We start from the raw sequence: 18849 nt of genomic DNA, 5'->3' as shown, positions 1-18849 counted from the left end.
ATCGACTGCGACAAGGGACGGGCAGCAAACCGGTTGGTTTGCCGCCCGTCGATTCCGAGTGATTACTGACCTTGTGGCCAGTTGCCGTTTTGGCCTGTGCCGTTGGACCAGGTGCCGGCGCTGTGGGCGGCGTGGTGTTGTTCGGGTTGGGTGGGCTGCTGGTAGTTGCCCTGGTAGTTGCCCTGGGTCGGGTAGGCGGCCGTCGTGCCGTCCATGGTGCCGTTGTGGTCGCTGGACTTGACCATCTTGTCCTTGTCGAACAGGTTGGCCAGTGCGCGGCCGGCCATCTCGCGGCCCCCGAGGCCGAAAGCGAGGCCGACGGCGAGTGCAGCGCCCCCGAGGACGATCAGCAGGGTGTTACCGGTCAGCTGGACCGCCACACCGAGCTGGGTCAGCGCGGCGAACGCGGCGTACACGAGAACGGCGTACCGCGCCACCTTGGCCAGCGTCTCGTTGCCGGTGGCACCGCGGATGATCGCCGCCAGGAAGTTCGCGAACAGCGCCGCCAGGCAGACGATCACGATCGCGGCGAAGATCCGCGGGATGTAGCCGAGCATGTCGCTCATGAAGTTCGAGATCTCCGGCACGCCGAGTGCGGAGGCGAACATCGTGAAGCTGATCAGGAACACGAACCAGAACACGACCTTGCCGAGTACCGCCGACGCGGTCAGCCCCGTGCCCGACCGTTGCAGTACCCCGGAGACGCCGGCCCGGTCCATCCAGTGGTCGAAGCCGACCCGGCCGAGCAGCTTGCCGACGAGTTTGCCGAGCACCTTCGCGACGAAGTACCCGATCACCAGGATGACCAGGCCACCGAGCAGGTTCGGGATGAACGACAGCAGTTTGCTGAACGCGTTCTCGAACGGCTGGGTGAAATCGATAGCTAACGCTGACATCGGATAACCTTTCCAGGACTTGGCCCGCATCCGCTGTCGGCGCACGTGACTGCCCCAACCCCGGCACGGGCGGATGCAGTGGTGTCCAGTATCACTCGTACCCCTTGATGCCTGAGGCAAACAACGGCGTACGGCGAGGCGTACAACGAAAAGTGTTTGCGTAAGGCAATCACTCAAGCCGTACTTCGCTCCTTACCCCCGCGAGCTGAACCGCTTCAGGGGTTTGCGATCCTGGGCAGATGAACGATCTCGTCATCCGCCGCGCCACCGCCGCCGACGTCCGCCCGATCGTCGCGATGATCGCCGACGACCAGCTCGGCGCGACCCGTGAGTCCACCGACGACCTGACGCCGTACCTGGCCGCCTTCGAGCAGATCGACGCCGACCCCAACCAGCTGCTGGTGGTTGCCGAACGCAACGACGAGGTGATCGGTACGCTGCAGCTGACGATCATCCCCGGCCTGTCCCGCCGCGGCTCCACCCGCGGCCTGATCGAGGCCGTCCGGGTCGCCGCCCCCGCCCGCGGCTCCGGCCTCGGCACCACCCTGATCCGATGGGCCGTCGAGGAATCCCGCAACCGCGGCTGCACCCTCGTCCAACTCACCTCGGACAAGTCCCGCACCGACGCCCACCGCTTCTACACCAACCTAGGCTTCGAAAACACCCACGAAGGCTTCAAACTCAAACTCCGGTAACGCGTCAGGCGACTCGTTTGGGTGGGGCGGACCAGGTGTTGCAGGATGCGGGGGACTTGGTGGTGAAGGCTGCGTCGGACCAGTAGGTGCTGCTTTTGCTGGAGCCGTGGTCGTGGGGGGCGGACGGGTCGTCCTCGTCGCCGACGTACGCCGCGTCATGGTAGGCCGCGAGACGTGCGCCGTGCAGGTTCAGGGTGTCCTGGTTCGCGCCGAGGAAGGCTGCGGCGAAGCAGGTTGCCTGTAGTTCGAGGCGGCGGGTCTGCTCGAGCTGGGCCGAACCCTTGGTGCGGTCCCAGCGGTCGTCGTAGTACGTCGAGATGCCGACCAACTGCTGCACGTGGTGCCCGAACTCGTGCGCCATCACGAACTGCAGATAGGTCTGCGCCCACACCTTCGGGTAGTCCTCGTCCGCGACGTGATCCTTCCATCCGAGGTAGATGCCGGTGTTCCCGTCGCAGTAGAACGCGTCCGCATCATCCTCGTTGAACGGCCCACACGCGGTCCGGTCACCGTCGTCGACGACATACACCTTCGTCGGCTGGTATACGACGTCCGCCCGCTCCACGACGGGCTTCCAGGCCCGCTGCAGACAGTCCAGCACTGCGTTCGCGTACAGCCGCACGTCCTTCCGCGACACCAACCCACTATCCGGCAACCGACACGAAACCGCCGCCACCCGCCCAGCCGAGTAGACCTTGTTGTGCAGCAGATAGGTCTCCTCCAACGACATGGAAGCAGTCACCTTCGCCGGAGCCGGCGTAGGTGTATGTGTCGGGGTAGGCCGCACCCGAGTCGGCACACTGGTCGGCGTATCGACCGGCGGCGCTACAGCCACCGGTGAACACCCACCAACAACCAGCACCAGCCCAACAACCAGTGCCCCCGCACGCACGCCTCAGGCCACCTTCCCGGCAGGCGCGGTGAACGTGTTGCAGGCCTTGGGATCTGCTGCAGTGAAGGCGTGCGTCGTCCAGTAGGCGTGGTTCTTGCGGGAGCCGTGGTCACGGACCTTGCTGTACTCGTCGCCCACGTGGTTGACGACGTACCGCCAGTCGCTGAGCCGCTCACCGGACAGCCCGAAGAGTCGCCTGTTCGCGCCGAGGAACGCGGCGCCGAGGCAGCTCGCCTGCAACTCCTTGCGTCGCATCACCTCGTACTGCCCGGCCGGAGACTTCCCGCGCATGAGCTCGTCGTACAGCGTCAGGATCCCGACCGAGTACTGCACGTGGTGCCCGTACTCGTGCGCGATCAACTGCTCGAAGTCGACGAGGTTGAACTCCTGGTCCCGCGAGCCGAGGAAGGTGTCGGCGTCGAAGCAGATCTTCCCTGTGAACCCGCCGAAGTAGTAGAACGCGTCCGCATACGCGGGCGGATCCGTGCACTCCGGCGTCGCCTTCGGGTGCCGCGCGCTGTATGCGATCAGTTCGACGTCGGCGAGGACCGCGTCGGACTTCTGCACCAGCGGTGCCCACGCCTTGCTCATGCACGCCACCAGCACCTTGCCGTACGCCAGCAGACCGGTCTTCGTCGTCAGTTCAGGCCGTGGCAACGCACATCGCATCACGGACACCTTGCCGGCCGTGTAGAGCTTGTTGCGTACGACGCCTTCGGTCATGCCGTACGTGATCGGATCCGACGGCGTCGTCACCTTCACCGGCGTCGGGGTCGGTGTCCGGATCGGGGTGGGTGTCGGTGTCGGGGCTGTCGACACAGACGGCGTGCCCACCGCAACCGGCGTCGTAGCGCCGCAAGCCGTCGTAGCCAGCACGACGAGCAACCCCACCGCCCCCCAACGGCGCATCAGCTGACCTTGGCGGCGGGGGCTTTGAAGGTGTTGCAGGAGCTGGGGTTGGCGCTGGTGAAGGCGGGGGCGGACCAGGCCCAGTTGTTCTTGCGGGAGCCGTGGTCGCGGATCTTCTTCGGGTTGTACTCGTCGCCGGTGTGCTGGGCTTCCCACTGCCAGATCTTCAGCTTGTTGCCGGACAGGCCGAGGGACTTCTTGTTGGCACCCAGGAACGCAGCCCCGAAGCAGGTCGCCTGCAGTTCCTTGCGGCGGGTCCAGTCGAGTTCCTCGGCCTTGGTCTTCGCCCAGCCTTCGCGCGACCAGGCAGCCGTGAGCATCTCGGTCATCTCCTGGACGTGGTGGCCGTACTCGTGGGCCATCGTGTCGATCATCCACACCCGCGCCGCGAGCGGATCGCTCTTGTAGTACTTGAGGTCGTTCTTCCAGCTGATGTTGATGCTCTCGTCGACACCGCAGTAGTAGGCGACGTCCTCCTCGCCGGTGCACCCGGTGTTGGCGCCGGGCTGGTTCGTCTGCAGCACCACCTTCGGCGAGCGGAAGGTATAGCCGGCTCGCTTGATCACCGGCGCCCACGCCTTGTCCAGGCAGGGCAGCAGTGCCTTGTAGTACCGCAGGATCGCCGACTGGGAGTTCGGCTTGATAGCCGGCTCCTTGCAGCTGACGGCCACCACCGGGCCGGCTGTGTAGATCTCGTTCTGGCGCAGGCGCTGCACATCCGGGGTCGGGGTAGCCGTCACCGTGACGGTCGGGTCGGGGGGTAGCGGGAGGGGGGCCTCGGACTTCTTGACCGATGGTTGGGAGAGGGGGCGTTGGACGCCGTAGGAGTTGACCAGTTTGAAGCCGCCGATGCCGGCTGCGGTCAGCATGATGACCACCAGAACGGACAGGCCCGCGATGATCGGGCGGGAGAACTGGCGGGGTGGTTTCAGCGGTGGCAGTTCGGAGGTGAACTGGGCGCCGGCCCGGGACGGGTTCGAGTGCCAGCCGGACGGGCGGGGGCCGCCGGGGCGGCGGGTGCCGGTCAGGAGGGTCGGGGGCGGGGCTGTCAGCGGTGCGGCGGGCGGACCGCTGTACTCGCTCTCGGTGCCAGGTTCGGTCGGCAGCGGACGGGCCTTGCGGCGCACGGACGACTCGTCGAACGCGACCGAGCGAGCCTTGCCGAGGCCGGCGGGCTGGGCGGAGCGCAGGGTCAGCGGACGGCTACCTGGCGCCGGCTCGCCGGTGCTGAAATGGCCCGGCTTCGGCACGCCCTCGTCGGAGTCAGGCATCGATCGTTCCCATCTGGCTCAGCTGACCTTCGCGGATGCTGCGACGAAAGTGTTGCAGGCCCCGGGGTTGGTCGTCGCGAAGCCCTGGTTCATCCACAGTGCGACGCTCTTGGCGGAGCCGTGGTCGCGGGTCTTGTCCTTGGAGTTCTCGTCGCCGCTGCGCTTGACCAGGTCGTTCCACTGCGTCAGCAGTTCGCCGCGGAGCGGGAAGCTCGCCTTCGCGGCGCCGAAGAACGCCGCGCCGAAGCAGGACGCCTGCAGCGCGGCCCGGCGGTGCACCTCGAGCTCGGCGGCCTTGTTCGCGGCGGTGTCGGCGAGGTTGTCGGCGGCCTCGGCCATCCCGGTCAGGTTCTGGACATGTACGCCGTACACGAAGCTGAAGGTCTGCGCCATCTCCGCGCGGGTCTCCGCCTTGTGCTTCGGGTAGTTCTCGACGATCTTCTGCCACGGCATCGTGACGCTGCCGCCCTGGTCGTCCTGGCAGTACAGCGCGAGGTCCTGCTGTACGCCGCAGGCGGTCTCCTCGCCGTCGTCGAACACGATCAGCCGCGGCGAGCGGAACGTGAACCCGGCCTTGGTGACGATCGGCTCCCAGGCTTTGTCCATACATGCGGTCAGCGCCTGGTAGTACGAGCGCACGTTTTCCTCGGAGGTCGGGCGGAACGCCGGCTCCTGGCACTTCGCCACCGCCAGCTTGCCGGCGGTGTAGATCGCGTTCTTTCCGACGATGTCGGCGTCCGGCGTGCCCTTCGCGGCCGGATCAGTGGTCGCCGGTCCGTCGCTGGACTTCACCGACGGCGTACCCATCGGGTTCGCGACGTAGTCGTCGAACTTCGGCAGCACCTTGAGCACGAACGTGACCCCGCCACCGACGACGAGCAGGACCGCGACGACGATCAGCGCGACCAGGCCCTTGGAGCGCTTCTTCGGCATGAACGGGATCGGCTCGGGGTGGAACACCTCGCGGTACGCCGCGGCCGCTCGGTCATCCGCGGCCGGCGGGCCGAACCGGGTGCCGGACAGCGTCGTCCGGCGGGAGTCGAGCCGGCTGCCGGAGAGCTGCGGCTGGACCGGCTCCCGGTCGCCGCCGAGCCGTGGCGTGGGTGCCGCCAACGGAGCCACCGGGACGGTTCCGCGGCTTTCCGAATCCGTGGTGCCGGTTTCTGCCGTGCTCTGGTGGCCGTCGCCGCCGGGCAGGAAGTGACCAGGCTTGGGTACCGGCTTGTCCGCCATACTTTTCCGCTTCTCCCCAGTACCGGACGAGTGCCGGTCCCCATCAGAATGGCCGGAACACCCCCAGTGCCGGCCGCCGGCTGATATTACGGCCTGGACCGCCATCCGGAGAACCGGATTGCAGCTTTTGACATCGTTTCGCGACCGCCGTCACGGAACGCGGTCAGCCGGCTACCCGCCCGTGGGCGAGGAAATGTGGGCTGGCGGCGCGGAGGTTCGGGTCGGACTCGACCAGCCGCGCGAACAGCACCGCGGACGGGAGCAGGTCGTCGACCTGCTCCGGAGCGGCGTTCTGAAGGATGTTCGCGGCCGGACCTTCCACCCCGAGTACGTCGACCTCAGCGAGGCCGGCGGCCGCGAGTTCGCCGGCCAGTTCGTCGGCGTGGTGGAAGTACGCGACTGTGAACCCGTACGACCCGTCGATCGCGCCGGACGCGAACGCCTCGGTGAACACGTGGAGATTCTCGTCGGTCAGCGTCCCGTTGCTGCCGGCTTCGAGTAACCCGCCGTACCGGTTGATCGCCGCCGCGACGACCAAGCCACCGGGCCGCGTCACCCGTACGGCCTCCGCCAGCGCCTGCGCGCGGTCCGCGGCGTCCACGAGGTGATACAGCGGACCGAGCAGCAGCGTCACGTCCACACTCGCATCCGCCTGCCGCAGTGCCCGTGCATCACCGACCTCAGCCGCGAAACCCCCGACGGCGGCGGCCGCCGAGACGTGCTCCGGCACCGGATCCACCAACGTCACCTGATGCCCGTCCACCGCCAGCCACCGCGCGTGGACGCCGGTCGCACCACCGACGTCCAGTACGACGGACGCCGGCGGCAACCACCGCCGCAGCAACTCCTGCGTCCGCACGAACTCCAGCCGCCCGTGCCCGCGCACCACCAGCCGCTCGTCCTCGACGTACCGATCCCGATAGAACGACCGGATCACCGGATCAAGTTCAACCATTCCCCCACTCTGCCCCGCCAGAAATCCCAAGCACATCCCGTTTACCCACCGCTACCCTGTGCCGGATGACGGACCTCAGTTCCGGTGGGCGACCACCGAGTTGGTCGATGTCACTGCGGCCCGGCTCCAGGAGAACGGGTGGGCGGACTGGCTGCGGTGGTCACGTGCGGTCGCCGGGTACCGGGACGAGCGGCGGTCCGGATCGATCGGGATGCTCGAAGCCGACAAGGGCCAGTACCTGACGTTTGCGATCCTCGCGGCGCGTAAACGCTGACCGCCTGGCATGCTGGGGGTATGAGCTGGGCTGTGTATGCGATGCGAGGGCCAGGAGGCATTCGACGCCTCGACGACGTGCCGGTCGACTACGAGCCGCCCTCGGTCGGGACCGCGACCGAGGTGGTGGCGGCGGTGCGGGAGGTGGTGCCGGACGTCGACACCAGCAAGCCGTCGTGGTTGGCGCTGCGGAGCGCGGACTTCGACGTCGAGATGACGATCGGCAAGGGTGTCGAGGTCCACGACATCACCTTCTACCTGAACGACGGTCCGCGGTCGATCCCGATCGTGATGGAGATCAGCCGCAAGCTCGGCGTCACGCCGTACGACACCGAGTCCGGCAACTTCCTGACCGAGGAGTCGCGCCCGCCGGTGCCGCCGCCGATGGAGCCGGACGAGATCAAGATGAACAAGCCGAAATGGTGGAAGTTCGGCCGTAAGTAGGTCCGTGAGGTAGTCCCGTCCAGCCCGGGCCTTGTGCCCGGGCTGTTCTCATCGCTACGATCAGGACGATCGTACAGGACGATCGCCCTGGAGGATTTCGAGATGGCGCCGACGGCAAAGCAAGGTCAGGAGGTCCGGCTGCGGCTGCTGGCCGCGGCGGCCGAACTGATCCCCGAACGCGGCTGGTCCGCCGTCAGCACCCGCATCCTCGCCGACCGCGCCGGGGTCACGCCGAGCGTCGTGCACTACCACTTCTCGTCGGTCCAGGACGTACTGACCGCCGCCGCGATCGCCGCCATGCGCCAGGTGCTGGCGGCAACCGACGAGCTGTTCATGGCCGCGACCACGCCGGCCGCCGGGATCGAGGCCATGCTGGCCTCGGTCGAGCAGTACGACGGAACCGACCCGATGTCGCTGCTCTTCACCGAGACGTACCTGGCCGCGACCCGCGACGAACGCCTGCGTACGCAGATCGCCGCGATCCTCACCGACTTCCGGACCCGGGTCGCCGACTGGCTGACGATCCACCAGGTACCGGAGCCGGCCGGAACCGCCGCCGTCCTCGCCGCCGCCATCGACGGCCTGCTCCTCCACCGCACCCTCGGGCCGGAACCCCCGGCGCTAAAGGCTGTTCTGCAAAGGCTGGTGAGTTGAATGCATGCAATCATCTGCGGAGCCGGGATCGCCGGACTGGCGCTGGCAAACCGCCTCTCGACGCTCGGCCAGGACGTCACTGTGCTCGAGCGGAGCCCCGGCCCGCGCCCGCAGGGCTACATGATCGACTTCTTCGGTCCGGGGTACGACGCGATGGCCGCGATGGGCCTGCTGCCCGCGCTGCAGGAGGTCGCGTACCACGTCGACGAGGCGGTCCTCGTCGACGAACGCGGCCGCCGGCAGGCGGGGATCGACATCAAGCAGTTCGCCGAGGGCGACCTGCTCAGCGTGATGCGGCCGGACCTTGAGAAGGTACTGCGCGATCACCTGCCCAGCACAGTGGAGCTGCGGTACGGCGCGACGCTCACCGGCGTCACGTCGCGCGCCGACGGCGTTCGGGTGGAGCTCGCGGACGGGTCGTCGCTGGACGGGGATGCCCTGATAGGTGCCGACGGCATCCATTCCGCCGTACGCCGGGAGGTGTTCGGTTCGTCGTACGTCAGGTTCCTCGGGTTCCACACGGCGGCGTACAGCTTCGACGCGCCGGAGATTCACGACGAGATCGGCGGGCGGTTCTGCCTGACCGACACGCGGGGCAGCCAGTTCGGGTTCTACGCGTTGCGGGACGGGCGGGTGGCGTCGTTCGCGGTGCACCGGACGGCGGATCCCGACGTACCGGCGGACACCCGAGCCGCGATCAGGTCGGCGTACTCGGGGCTGGGGTGGGTGGTGCCGCGGGCGTTGGCGTTGTGTCCGGAGCCGGAGCGGATCTACTACGACCAGGTCGCGCAGGTGGTGATGCCGCGATGGAGTTCGGGACGGGTCGTGCTCGTCGGTGACGCGTGCGGCGCGGTGTCGTTGCTGGCCGGGCAAGGCGCGTCGCTGGGGATTGCCGGTGCCTTCTTGCTGGCGGAGAAGTTGGTTGCGGCGTCGTCGGTCGAGGCCGGCATGGCCGAGTACGAACGCATTTGGCGGCCGGTGGTCGAGGAGAAGCAGAAGGTTGCGCGGTCGACCGCGCGGTGGTTCTTGCCGAGGAGCCGCTGGGAGTTGGTTGCGCGGCGGATGTTGCTGAAAGTACTGCGGATGCCGGGACTGCGTCGTTCGATCGCGGGGAAGCCGACGACGTTGATCCGGGAGCTCGGGTCCGAGGTTCCGGTCAGTCGAGGACGGTGAGGGTCGCTGGGCCGAGGCGGAGGGTGCCTGAGGTGAGCGGGGTGGCGCGGATGCCACCGCGCTTGCGGAGGGCCTTCATGGCGCCGGGCGCGAGGACCTCGTCCATCCAGGCGCACGGGTTGGCGGGGCGGTTGGCCTGGAAGGTGATGCCGTCGAGAGTGAAGCGGCGGCCCGGGTGGCGGGTGCCGTCGGGGGTCCGGCGGGCGGCGAGTTCGTCGATCGGGAAGCCGCGGAGGGTGATGTTGCGACGGGTCAGGTGTGGGTCGAGCGGGCCGGGCAGGCCGAGTACGCGGACCACCTCGTCGAGGGACGCCTCGTCGATGAAGGTGACGGCGGCGTTCTTGTGGATGGTCTGGCCGTAGTACCGGTCGCCGACGATGCCGAGGCCGGCGCGGACCTCGATCTCCGCACGGTCGACCGGCGCCGGGTCCGGGCGCGGACCGTCGCCGGGGCGGCCGTCGAACGCGTGCTCACGGGATACGACGAACGCGACGATGTCGACTTCGGTCATGGTCAGCCCCAGGTCAGTGGGTCGAGAAGGCGGAAGAAGTGTAGGCGGCGCGGGTCCGGATCGGGTACGCCGTATGCCTGGAGGAACGGCGCCGGGTCCGCGGACCACTCGTCGTGCAGCTGGATCGTGGTGAGCGCGAGGTCGGCGTACCGGTCGGCGATCCCGAGCCGCCCGAGGTCGATCAGCCCGGTCACCTCCAGCGTGTCCGGATCGAAGAAGATGTTCGGCAGGCAGGCGTCCCCGTGACAGACGACCGGTTCCAGCACCTTCTCCACGTAGGCGCTCTCAGCAACGACCTCCGCCAGCAACTCCTCCGGCGGAACCCTGCGCCACTCGTCGGTCAGGAACTGCGAATTGACAGCACCCCGCCGTACGACGTCCGCCGCGGTAGCAATCACCTCCGCCAACGGCCGCTCGAACGGACAGCCCTCCAGCGAATGCAGCTCCCGCAACACCCGCCCCAGACTCCACATCGCCCGCTCGTGCGAGCTGCTGGGTAGGAGATCACCACGGACCCCCGGCACCGCAGACGTCAGCAAGCACGCGCCTTCGTCCGACTCCGACCAATCCATGACTGTTGCCCCAGGCACCCCGGTGCCGGACAGCCAGCTGATCCGGTCGCGTTCGGCAGACAGTTCGGCTACGCCGGGCGCGGCGCAACACTTGGCGTAGACGTTTCCTCGGCAGTAGACCGTCGTATCGGACTCGCCGACGTCGACGACGGTCCAGCCTTGACCCGGCGGTACGAGCTTCGGTTCGCTCAAGAAGATTCCCGGACGATCAGTTGCCAGGGGAAGTCGAACACTTCACCAGGCGCACCCTCTCGATCGGTCAAGCGTCCGACGATGATGTTCGCGAGTGCCTCGTTGAAGCCGACCGGGCCGACGGTGGACAGCGACGGGTCCAGCGTCTCGCCCTCGGGCGTGTTGCCGACGCCGACGATGGCCAGGTCCCGCGGTACGTCGATCCGCAGCCGGTGCGCCGCCCGGACCGCGGCGATCGCGGCGAAGTCGGTCGTACAGTAGAGCGCGGTCGGCCGATCCGGCTTGGACAGCAACGCCATCGCGGCCCGGTACGCGCCCTCGGGGTGCTGCTCGAAGACCTCGATCTGGTTGCTGTCGATCGGCTTGCCGGCCGCGCGCAGCGTGTTGACGTACGCGTCGAAGCGCGCGAACCCCGTCGTCCGCGAGGTCAGTGCGCCGACCCGGTCGTGGTGTTCGAGCAGGTGCTCGACCGCGAGGTGACAGCGCGGTTCTGCACCGGAGCGGATCACGTCGAAGCCTTGCGGCTCCAGGGTTTCGCTGAACACGACGATCTGCACACCCTGCGCGGCGAAGGCGGCGAGCTCCTCGGCGTGCGAAGGATCCGGCTTGATGCTGTCGATGAAGATCACGTCCGGCGTCCGGTTCGTCAGTACCGTCCGCCAGTCGCCGTCGGCGACGATCAGCGCGGTCTTGCCGAGCGGGCTCACCGCCGAACTGACGGTGGCCGCGACCGCCTGCGACCACGGGTCCGCGAGCACGCTCAGCGAGAGCAGGACCAAGTCCGACTTGCCGGTCCGGATCGCGCGGGCCGCGTCGTTGCGCCGGTAACCCAGGCGGGACGCGGCCTCGCGGACCCGGTCCGCGGTCGAGTCCTTGATCGTGTGGCTGCGGTGCCGCCCGGACAGCACGTACGACACGGTCGCGACCGAGACACCCGCCTCCTTCGCCACCATCCGCAGCGTCGGCCGCTCCGCCAAAGGTGAGGACATAGAGCGAGCTTATGCCCTAGCCCTTGACTGCGCCGGTGATGACGCCCTTGGTGAAGTGGCGCTGGAGGAACGGGTAGACCATCGCGATCGGTACCAGCGCGACGACCACGACGGCCATCTGCAGGGACTGCGGTTGCGGCGGCGGGTGTACGCCGAGCTGATCCGCGGACAGCGACTTGCCCTGCAGCACGTACGTCCGCAGGATCACCTGCACCGGCCACTTCGACGTGTCGTTCAGGTAGAGCAACGCATTGAAGAACGCGTTCCAGAACCCGACCGCGTAGAACAGCCCGACGACCGCGATCACCGCCTTCGACAGCGGCATGATGATCCGGCGCAGGATCGTGAAGTCGCTGGCGCCGTCGATCCGCGCGCTCTCCAGCAGTTCGCCCGGCACGTTCATGAAAAAGGTGCGCAGGACAACGAAGTTGAACGCACCGAGCGCGCCCGGCAGGATCAGCGACCACAGGCTGTCGAGCAGCCCGAGCTGCTTCACCACCAGGAACATGGGGATGATGCCGGGCGCGAACAGCAACGTGAACAGCACCATCAGCAACACCGGCCGGCCGAACAGCACCGGCCGCGAGGTGGCGTACGCGAGCGCGATCGTCACCGCCAGTGCGATCGCCGTACCGACCACGGTGACGAACACGCTGACCAGGATCGCCCGGCCCATCAGCCCACCGGAGAACAGCGTCTGGTATGCCTTGAACGTCGGATGCGAGGGCCACAGCACGTATCCGCCGGCGTTGATGATGTCCTTGTCGCTGGCCAGCGACGTCGAGATCACGACCAGGATCGGGATCACGATCACCAGCGCGAAGCCGCCGAGGATCACCGCCTTGATCGCCTGGTAGCCAGGAGACGGGCTCTCCTTCCACACCGGCCTCATGAAACGCCTCGTTTCTGGAAGATGCCCGGTTCGCCCAACCGGTGCGCGAGCGAGTTCGCGCCCCACAGCAGCAGGGCTCCGACCACGCCCTTGGCCAACCCGGCCGCGGCGCCGCTGCTCCAGTCACCACCGACCACACCCGCGTAGTACGTGAACGTGTCCAGTACTTCGGCAGCGCCCGGGCCGACCGAGTCGCGTTGCAGGATGAACTGCTCGAACCCGACGCTGAGGATGTCGCCGATCCGCAGGATCAGCAGCAGCACGATGACGGTGCGCAGCGACGGCAGCGTGATGTGCCACATCCGCCGCCAGCGGCCGGCGCCGTCCGCGGCGGCCGCTTCGTAGAGCGACACGTCCACAGTCGTCAGCGCGGCCAGGAAGATGATCATCGCCCAGCCGGCGTCCTTCCAGATCAGCTGCGCGACGACCAGCAGCGGAAACGTGTCCGGATTCGTCATGAACGGGATCGGGTCCAGGCCCGCGTGCCGGAGCAGGTTGTTGACGAAGCCGGCCCCGCCCAGCGACTGCTGGAACAGCGTCACGACCAGCACCCAGGACAGGAAGTGCGGCAGGTAGGCAATCGTCTGGAACCATTTCCGGAAACGGTTGCTGACCAGCGAGTCGACGATCAGCGCCAGCCCGATCGGCACCGGGAAGAACAGCAGCAGCTGGACGCCGGCCAGCAGCAGCGTGTTCCGCAGCGCGTCCCAGAAGTCCGGGTTGTCGTAGAGATTGACGAAGTTCTGCAGGCCGTTCCACTCGCTGTGCATGATCCCGAGGTACGGCTGGAAGTCCTGGAACGCGACCACGTTGCCGATCACCGGCAGGTAGAAGAACACCAGCAGGAACAGCACACCGGGGATCATCAGCAGCACCATCTGCCAGTCCCGGGCCCACTTCGCCTTCAGCGGCAGGCCGTTCCTGGCCTGCCGCTTCGGGGCGCTCGGCTTCAGCATCACGAGCCGGTGACCGGAACGCTCGCCGGCAGTACGGCCGCGAACTCGTCCCGCATCTTGTCACCGCCGCCGGACTTCCAGCGCTTCAGCGCCGCGTCGTACGCGTCCATCTTGTGCCGGCCGGTGACGATGTCGACGATGGTGTCCCGGAACGCCGCGGTCAGCTTCGGGCCGACCTTGCTCGACGTGTCGGAGTACGTGCCGGCGGTCGGGTTCCGCATCGCGTACTTCAGCAGCTTCTGCTCGGTCGCGTAGATCTTCTGGGTGTCGGAAGGGTACGCCGGGTTGAAGATCACGCTCTCCGGCGAGTTCATGATCTGCAGCGCACTGACCAGGCCCGGCGCCTGCTGGTTGCCGGCCTTGGTGAGCACCGGGTTCCCCTGCGCGTCCAGCTGGTACTGCTGGCCCTCGACGCCGAAGTTCTTCACCAGGTACTCCTTGGTGCCGAACGGCGCCGACAGGTAGTCCATCAGCGCGAGCAGCTCGCGGATCCGGCCCTCGCCGGTCTTCTTGAACGGCGTGAACCCGACCGTGCCGTAGCCCATGTCGTAGGTGGGTTTCGCCTTGCCGTCGTGGCCGAACGGGATCATCGTGTCCACGAACAGCGTCGGGTCGAGATTGCGGAAGTCCGCGGTCGCTCGCGGACCGACCACGACCTGCGCGGCGATCTGCCCGTTCACGGTCTTCGGCGTCGCGTCGGCGAGGTTGAGGTCGGGGTAGAAGACCTTCGCGGCCCAGAGCTTGGCGGCGTACTCGACGGCGGCCTTGTAGTTGTCGGTCTCGTACAGGTGCGTCAGCGACCGGTCCTGGTTCACCCGCCAGGAGTTCGGGGCACCGAACCACTCGCCGAACATGTGCAGCATGTTGATGATGGCCGGCTCGAGCGCATAGTTCGTACCGTTGGTCAGCTCCTTGCACTTGGCAAAGAACTCGTCCGCCGTGCTGCACTGCAGACCGCCGACCTTCGCCCAGGTCTTCGGATTGCCCATCATCACCTGGCCGAACGGTGTGGACGGGATCGGCGCACCCCAGATCTTGCCGTTGACAACAGCCGTCCGCCAGGAGGCCGGCTTCAGCGCGGCCAGGTTCGGGTACTCCAGCACGGCGTCGGCGGACAGGTACTTGGTCAGGTCCTGGAACTTCGCCTCGAGCATCGGGCCGATGTTCGGGATGCCCTGGTTCGGCGGCAGCCACATCAGGTCCGGCAGCGAATCGCTGGCCAGCAGCGTGGCGAACTTCTCCGGATAGCCCGGGTCGGTGCCGATGGTGAGCTTGAGCTCGGCGCCGAGCGCCTGGTTGAGTGCCTGCCACATCGGGTTGCTGCCCATCGGCGGCGGCGGGGTCGCGAACGTTTCGGTGAGCGCGGTCACCGCGTTCTTCAGCGGCGGCGCCTTGACGCTCGCCACCGCGTCCGCCGGGAACCTCAGGAAGCCGGGCTCGAGGCCGGACGCGGCCCCGGGCAGGTCCGGGTGCAGCCCTTCGAACGGTTTGTACGTCGGTAGCTTGAGCTCGCTCGACGCCTTCGCACCGCCTCCTGCTGCTCCACCGTCCCCGCAGGCTGCCAGCGTCGAGGCGCCGAGGGCCGCCCCGCTCACCTGCAGAAACCGCCGCCGACTGATCATAGTTGCTCCAAGTTTCGAAGAAGTGCTCACTAACACTCACTTAAACGTTAACCCGGACCGTAAACCTCTGCCACCCCTCGACGCAAGACACACAACAGAAGCCGGCGGCCGCGGGGACTCGAGAACCCGCGGCCGCCGGCCGTCAGCGAAACCTCAGTACGTCAGCAGTGCACGATCAACCCGGTCAGCGCGTTGCAGGTGCGGCTGGCCTTGTCGTTCGCCGCCACCGGATCGTCCGGCGAGCTCGCCGTCCGCTGCGCCGTCGCGGTCAACGATCCGACCGTGAGCAGCGTGGTGTCCGCCGAGAGCGTGCGCGTCGTACTCGCGCCGGCCGCCAGCGAGGCGATGTCGCAGTTGACGGATCTCGTCGTACCCACGCGGGTACAGGTCGAGCCCGCCCAGACCAGGCCGGCCGGATAGGTGCCGACCACCCGGATCCCGGTCGCGTCGCCCGGTCCGTTGTTCTTGACGGTGATCGTGTACGTGATCCGCGTCGTGAGCAGGCTCCGCGCCGACGCGGTCAGCGACACCGCGACATCGGCCGCTCGCGGCGTGATCGTGATCGTCGGCCCGGTGTAGGCATCGAACGAGTAGTTGTCGCCGATGAACTGGTCCACCAGTACGAACGGACCGGCCGCCGGGTCGTCCTTCACGCGGAACGTGAACACCACGGTCCGGCTCTCGCCCGGCGGTACGTCGCCGACGTCACCGCGGAAGTGCTGGCCGTTGAACGGATAGCAGATCGTTGCCCCCGTGCAACTGACCAGGTCGACCCAGTCGGTCAGGTTGGCGCCCTGGGCGTACAGGGCCGCCTTGCCGCCCTCGATCGGGATCGCGATCTTGTTGTACACCGTCTCGGTGACGGTGAAGGTGTCCCCCGGGTTCAATGTCGTCGAACTGACGTCGACGGAGCTGGTCGGCGGCGGGTCCTCGGCCATAGCGGTCGCCGGAACCGCCAGCGACGTACCGAGAATCCCCGTGATCAGCGCAGCACGAAACAACTTCAAGGCATGCACAGCGTGCCCCCCTCGTTTCCCCATGAGTCCCCAGCTGCCCCCACAGCAGCCCGCCGACGGCGGTGGAAGCAGTATGTAGTTCCGTACTCTCGGTGGTCAACCGGCCGGAAACGTCAACCGGTCCAGCAGATCCTCGACCCGCTCCGCCCGCCCCGCCTGGCGATACCCCTCCCAATCGGCGCGGGACAGCGTGTCGCCGACCAGCTCGAGCGCCTCGGCGAGCTCCTCGGCCAGGTACGGATTGGGGATCTGCAGGCGCTCGCCCATTGCCTCCTCCGCACCGAACAAGCGCGCCGCGCCGACCGGATCGCCGCGACGGAGCAACAGATTCATCGCGGTGTTCGAGAACGCCATCGTGAGGCCCGGGCTGCCGAGCGCCAGCACGGTCGGCCGCAGCTCGAGGACCAGGTCAGCGGCTTCGGAGAGCCGCCCGGCGAGGATCAGCAGGTAGGCCAGGTTCTGTCCCTGAGCGGCGATCTCGTGCACGTCCCCGAGTTCCTCGGTTCGGGTGAGTGCCTCGCGCAACAGCTCCTCCGCGGGCCCGAAGTTCCCGAGCTCCTCCTCGATCCCGCCGAGATGGCCGAGCACCCGGGCCAGCCGCCACGGCTCGTCGAGAGCACGCAGCCGGCCCACCGCGTCGGTCAGCGTCGTCCGAGCCGCCTCCAAGTCGCCCTGCGCGCGTTGTACCGAACCGAGAACGGTCAGCCCGAACGCGACGCCGGCCGGATCGCCGAGGTCCCGGGCCAGCTGCAGACTGCGGGTCGTCACCTCGTGCGCGCGCTCGATCTCGCCCTGGACCAGCAGCAGGTTGCTCAGGCCACGTAGACACGCGGCCAGCTCCGGCGAGGCTGTCGTACCGGCGGCAGCCACGACCTCCTCGTGCCGGGCGCGGCTCTCGGCCAGGTAGCCGCCGAGCATCCAGACCCAGCCGAGCGCCGAGCACAGCCGCAGAGCCGTCGGTACGTCGTTCTCGGTCGACCACGCGAGCGCCGCCCGGAAGTTGTCCAGGTCGGCCTCGGCGCGCTCGATCGGGTAGTCGGGCGAGGTCTGCTTCGTGCGTTCGAGCTCCTCAGCCAGGTCGGCGTAATAGACGGCATGGGCGGTTTCGTGCTTGGCGGTGAGTCCCTCGGCGGCGTACTGCCGCACGGTCTCCAGGAGCCGGATGCGCGTGCCGTCCGGTCCCTCGACGAGCGTGATCAGGTTGGCGTCGCACAGCTCGGCGATCGCGTCCAGCGGATCGATGCCGGTGACAACTTTCTGGACAGCGGCCAGCCCGGCGCCGCCGGCGAAGACCGAGAGTTGCCGGAACGTACGCCGGTACTCGGGGGTGAGCAGCGCATCCGACCAGGCGATCGTGGCGCGCAGCGTGCGCTGACGTTCCGGCGTCGCCGAACTCGTCGATGCGATGTCCAGCGCCTGACCGATCCGTGCGGACAGCTCCTTGACGCTCAGCAGGCGTACGCGCGGCGCACACAGCTCGATCGCCAGTGGCAGCCCGTCGAGTCGCCGGCAGAGCTCGACGACATCGGCCGTGTTCTCCGGTGTCAGCGTGAACTCGGGCCGCACCGCTCGAGCACGTTGCACGAAGAGCTGTACGGCGGCCGAGTCAGCATCGCCGGCCTGCAGCGGAACCACCGGATGCCGGTACTCGCCAGGCAGCCCGAGTGCGCGCCGGGACGTGACGAGCAGTTTCACCTGTCCGGCGCCTTCGATGATCTCGGCAACTATCTGGCCGGCGTCCTGGAGTTGTTCGAGGTTGTCGAGGACCAGCAGCAGCGTGCGTTGGGCGAGGTACGCGACCACCCGGCCGCGCTCGCGCGGCGGGATGTCCAGGACCTCGGCGATCGTCGACCACAGCACCTGCCCGGACGTGGCTGCTGCGAGCGGTACGAAGTACACACCGCCGGGGAACCTGGCCGGGAGCTCGGCCGCGGCGCCGATCGCGAGCCGGGTCTTGCCCGCGCCACCCGGTCCGGTCAGCGTGACGAGCCGGACGTCCGGATCCGCGAGCAGCGCCCTGATGCGCTCGACGTCGTGGTCGCGGCCGAGGAGTGGCGTCGCCGGGGCCGGGAGGCTGGTCGCCGTACCGAGCGTCCGCGGTGCCGGGAAGTCGGTCTGCAGGCCGTCGGCAGTGACTTGGTACAGGCGTTCGGGTTCCGGAATGTCCTTCAGATGATGGGTTCCGAGGTCGCGGACCGTGATGCCGTGCGCGAGTTCCCTGGTGACCGCGGAGACCACGATCTGGCCACCGTGCGCGGCCGCCGCGATGCGCGCCGCAAGATGAACGTCCATGCCCCAGTAGTCGCCGTCGTGCACGCCAGGCGTACCGGTGTGGATGCCGATCCGTACCCGCAGCCGCTCCGCGTCCGGCCAGGTGTGCGTCTCGAGCCCGCGTTGCCCGTCGACCGCCGCGCGGACCGCGTCGCCTGCGGTCGGGAACACCACGAAGAAGCTGTCGCCCTCGGTGCCCAGTTCGGTACCGCCGTACGCCGTCCACACTGAGCGCAGGATCCGCCGGTGCGCCTCGAGCGCCTCGAGATACCGGTCGCCCAGCCGGCGCAGCAGCATCGTCGACCCCTCGATGTCCGAGAACAACATCGCCACCATTCCCCCACCCATGCGCCAAGTCTCGAACCCGATCCAGCGCACGTCGAGAACTCGTCGCGAACTGCGTGCGCGACACTGGTACGGGTCGGGCAACGAT

19 protein-coding genes are annotated in these 18849 nt (G+C 67.9%); 5 read left to right on the top strand and 14 right to left on the bottom strand.

The window, feature by feature from the left end:
- Window positions 1-62: 62 nt before the first annotated feature.
- Window positions 63-896: a mechanosensitive ion channel family protein gene (locus FB475_RS21045; protein ID WP_141858285.1), complete on the bottom strand. Its 834-nt coding sequence runs from the start codon at window positions 894-896 to the stop codon at window positions 63-65.
- A gap of 239 nt (window positions 897-1135) precedes the next feature.
- On the opposite strand from FB475_RS21045, the gene FB475_RS21040 reads away from it, so the two are divergent.
- Entirely contained in the window at window positions 1136-1591 is a 456-nt protein-coding gene (locus FB475_RS21040) for a GNAT family N-acetyltransferase (protein ID WP_141858284.1), read from the top strand.
- Window positions 1592-1595: 4 nt separating this feature from the next.
- On the opposite strand, the gene FB475_RS21035 is transcribed toward FB475_RS21040, so the two are convergent.
- The 5 genes from FB475_RS21035 to FB475_RS21015 all read right to left on the bottom strand — a co-directional run bounded on the left by FB475_RS21035 (window position 1596) and on the right by FB475_RS21015 (window position 6851).
- Window positions 1596-2321 (bottom strand): neutral zinc metallopeptidase, encoded by a 726-nt coding sequence (locus tag FB475_RS21035; protein ID WP_141858283.1) that lies wholly within the window; start codon window positions 2319-2321, stop codon window positions 1596-1598.
- A gap of 165 nt (window positions 2322-2486) precedes the next feature.
- The gene (locus tag FB475_RS21030; protein ID WP_141858282.1) at window positions 2487-3392 is read right to left on the bottom strand and encodes a neutral zinc metallopeptidase; all 906 of its coding nucleotides are present in this window, start codon (window positions 3390-3392) and stop codon (window positions 2487-2489) included.
- Window positions 3392-4663 (bottom strand): neutral zinc metallopeptidase, encoded by a 1272-nt coding sequence (locus FB475_RS21025; RefSeq protein WP_141858281.1) that lies wholly within the window; start codon window positions 4661-4663, stop codon window positions 3392-3394. Before FB475_RS21025 ends, FB475_RS21030 begins: the two co-directional genes overlap by 1 nt.
- A gap of 18 nt (window positions 4664-4681) precedes the next feature.
- Window positions 4682-5896, bottom strand: coding sequence for a neutral zinc metallopeptidase (locus FB475_RS21020; RefSeq protein ID WP_141858280.1), 1215 nt, complete (start codon window positions 5894-5896; stop codon window positions 4682-4684).
- Between the two features lie 163 nt (window positions 5897-6059).
- Window positions 6060-6851: a class I SAM-dependent methyltransferase gene (locus FB475_RS21015; protein WP_141858279.1), complete on the bottom strand. Its 792-nt coding sequence runs from the start codon at window positions 6849-6851 to the stop codon at window positions 6060-6062.
- Window positions 6852-6909: 58 nt separating this feature from the next.
- On the opposite strand from FB475_RS21015, the gene FB475_RS21010 reads away from it, so the two are divergent.
- The 4 genes from FB475_RS21010 to FB475_RS20995 all read left to right on the top strand — a co-directional run bounded on the left by FB475_RS21010 (window position 6910) and on the right by FB475_RS20995 (window position 9395).
- Entirely contained in the window at window positions 6910-7125 is a 216-nt protein-coding gene (locus FB475_RS21010; RefSeq protein WP_141858278.1) for a hypothetical protein, read from the top strand.
- Between the two features lie 20 nt (window positions 7126-7145).
- Window positions 7146-7568, top strand: a complete 423-nt coding sequence (locus FB475_RS21005; protein WP_141858277.1) for a hypothetical protein — start codon at window positions 7146-7148, stop codon at window positions 7566-7568.
- A 102-nt stretch (window positions 7569-7670) separates the two neighbouring features.
- Entirely contained in the window at window positions 7671-8222 is a 552-nt protein-coding gene (locus FB475_RS21000) for a TetR/AcrR family transcriptional regulator (RefSeq protein WP_141858276.1), read from the top strand.
- A complete protein-coding gene (locus tag FB475_RS20995) occupies window positions 8223-9395 on the top strand; it encodes an FAD-dependent monooxygenase (protein ID WP_141858275.1) in 1173 nt (390 codons plus the stop codon).
- Here FB475_RS20995 and FB475_RS20990 read toward each other — a convergent pair.
- The 8 genes from FB475_RS20990 to FB475_RS20955 form a co-directional block, all read right to left on the bottom strand.
- On the bottom strand, window positions 9379-9906 hold the full coding sequence (locus FB475_RS20990; RefSeq protein ID WP_141858274.1) for an MOSC domain-containing protein: 528 nt from the start codon (window positions 9904-9906) through the stop codon (window positions 9379-9381). The genes FB475_RS20995 and FB475_RS20990 overlap by 17 nt on opposite strands.
- Window positions 9907-9908: 2 nt before the next feature.
- Window positions 9909-10670, bottom strand: coding sequence for an aminoglycoside 3'-phosphotransferase (locus FB475_RS20985; RefSeq protein ID WP_141858273.1), 762 nt, complete (start codon window positions 10668-10670; stop codon window positions 9909-9911).
- Window positions 10667-11659 (bottom strand): LacI family DNA-binding transcriptional regulator, encoded by a 993-nt coding sequence (locus tag FB475_RS20980; protein ID WP_202878462.1) that lies wholly within the window; start codon window positions 11657-11659, stop codon window positions 10667-10669. Before FB475_RS20980 ends, FB475_RS20985 begins: the two co-directional genes overlap by 4 nt.
- 16 nt (window positions 11660-11675) lie before the next feature.
- Complete coding sequence (locus FB475_RS20975; RefSeq protein WP_141858272.1) at window positions 11676-12551, bottom strand: carbohydrate ABC transporter permease; 876 nt, start codon at window positions 12549-12551, stop codon at window positions 11676-11678.
- Window positions 12548-13507 (bottom strand): ABC transporter permease, encoded by a 960-nt coding sequence (locus FB475_RS20970; protein ID WP_238332318.1) that lies wholly within the window; start codon window positions 13505-13507, stop codon window positions 12548-12550. Before FB475_RS20970 ends, FB475_RS20975 begins: the two co-directional genes overlap by 4 nt.
- Window positions 13507-15129, bottom strand: coding sequence for a type 2 periplasmic-binding domain-containing protein (locus FB475_RS20965; protein WP_141858271.1), 1623 nt, complete (start codon window positions 15127-15129; stop codon window positions 13507-13509). The genes FB475_RS20970 and FB475_RS20965 overlap by 1 nt, the downstream gene beginning before the upstream one ends.
- Window positions 15130-15290: 161 nt before the next feature.
- On the bottom strand, window positions 15291-16136 hold the full coding sequence (locus FB475_RS20960) for a DUF11 domain-containing protein (protein WP_202878461.1): 846 nt from the start codon (window positions 16134-16136) through the stop codon (window positions 15291-15293).
- Between the two features lie 105 nt (window positions 16137-16241).
- Entirely contained in the window at window positions 16242-18764 is a 2523-nt protein-coding gene (locus tag FB475_RS20955) for an ATP-binding protein (protein ID WP_141858270.1), read from the bottom strand.
- Between the last annotated feature and the right edge of the window lie 85 nt (window positions 18765-18849).

The organism is Kribbella jejuensis (assembly GCF_006715085.1).
In the GTDB taxonomy this organism is placed as follows: domain Bacteria; phylum Actinomycetota; class Actinomycetes; order Propionibacteriales; family Kribbellaceae; genus Kribbella; species Kribbella jejuensis.
Note: the sequence above shows the minus strand (reverse complement) of the source record. Positions and strands in the feature narration are given on the sequence as shown.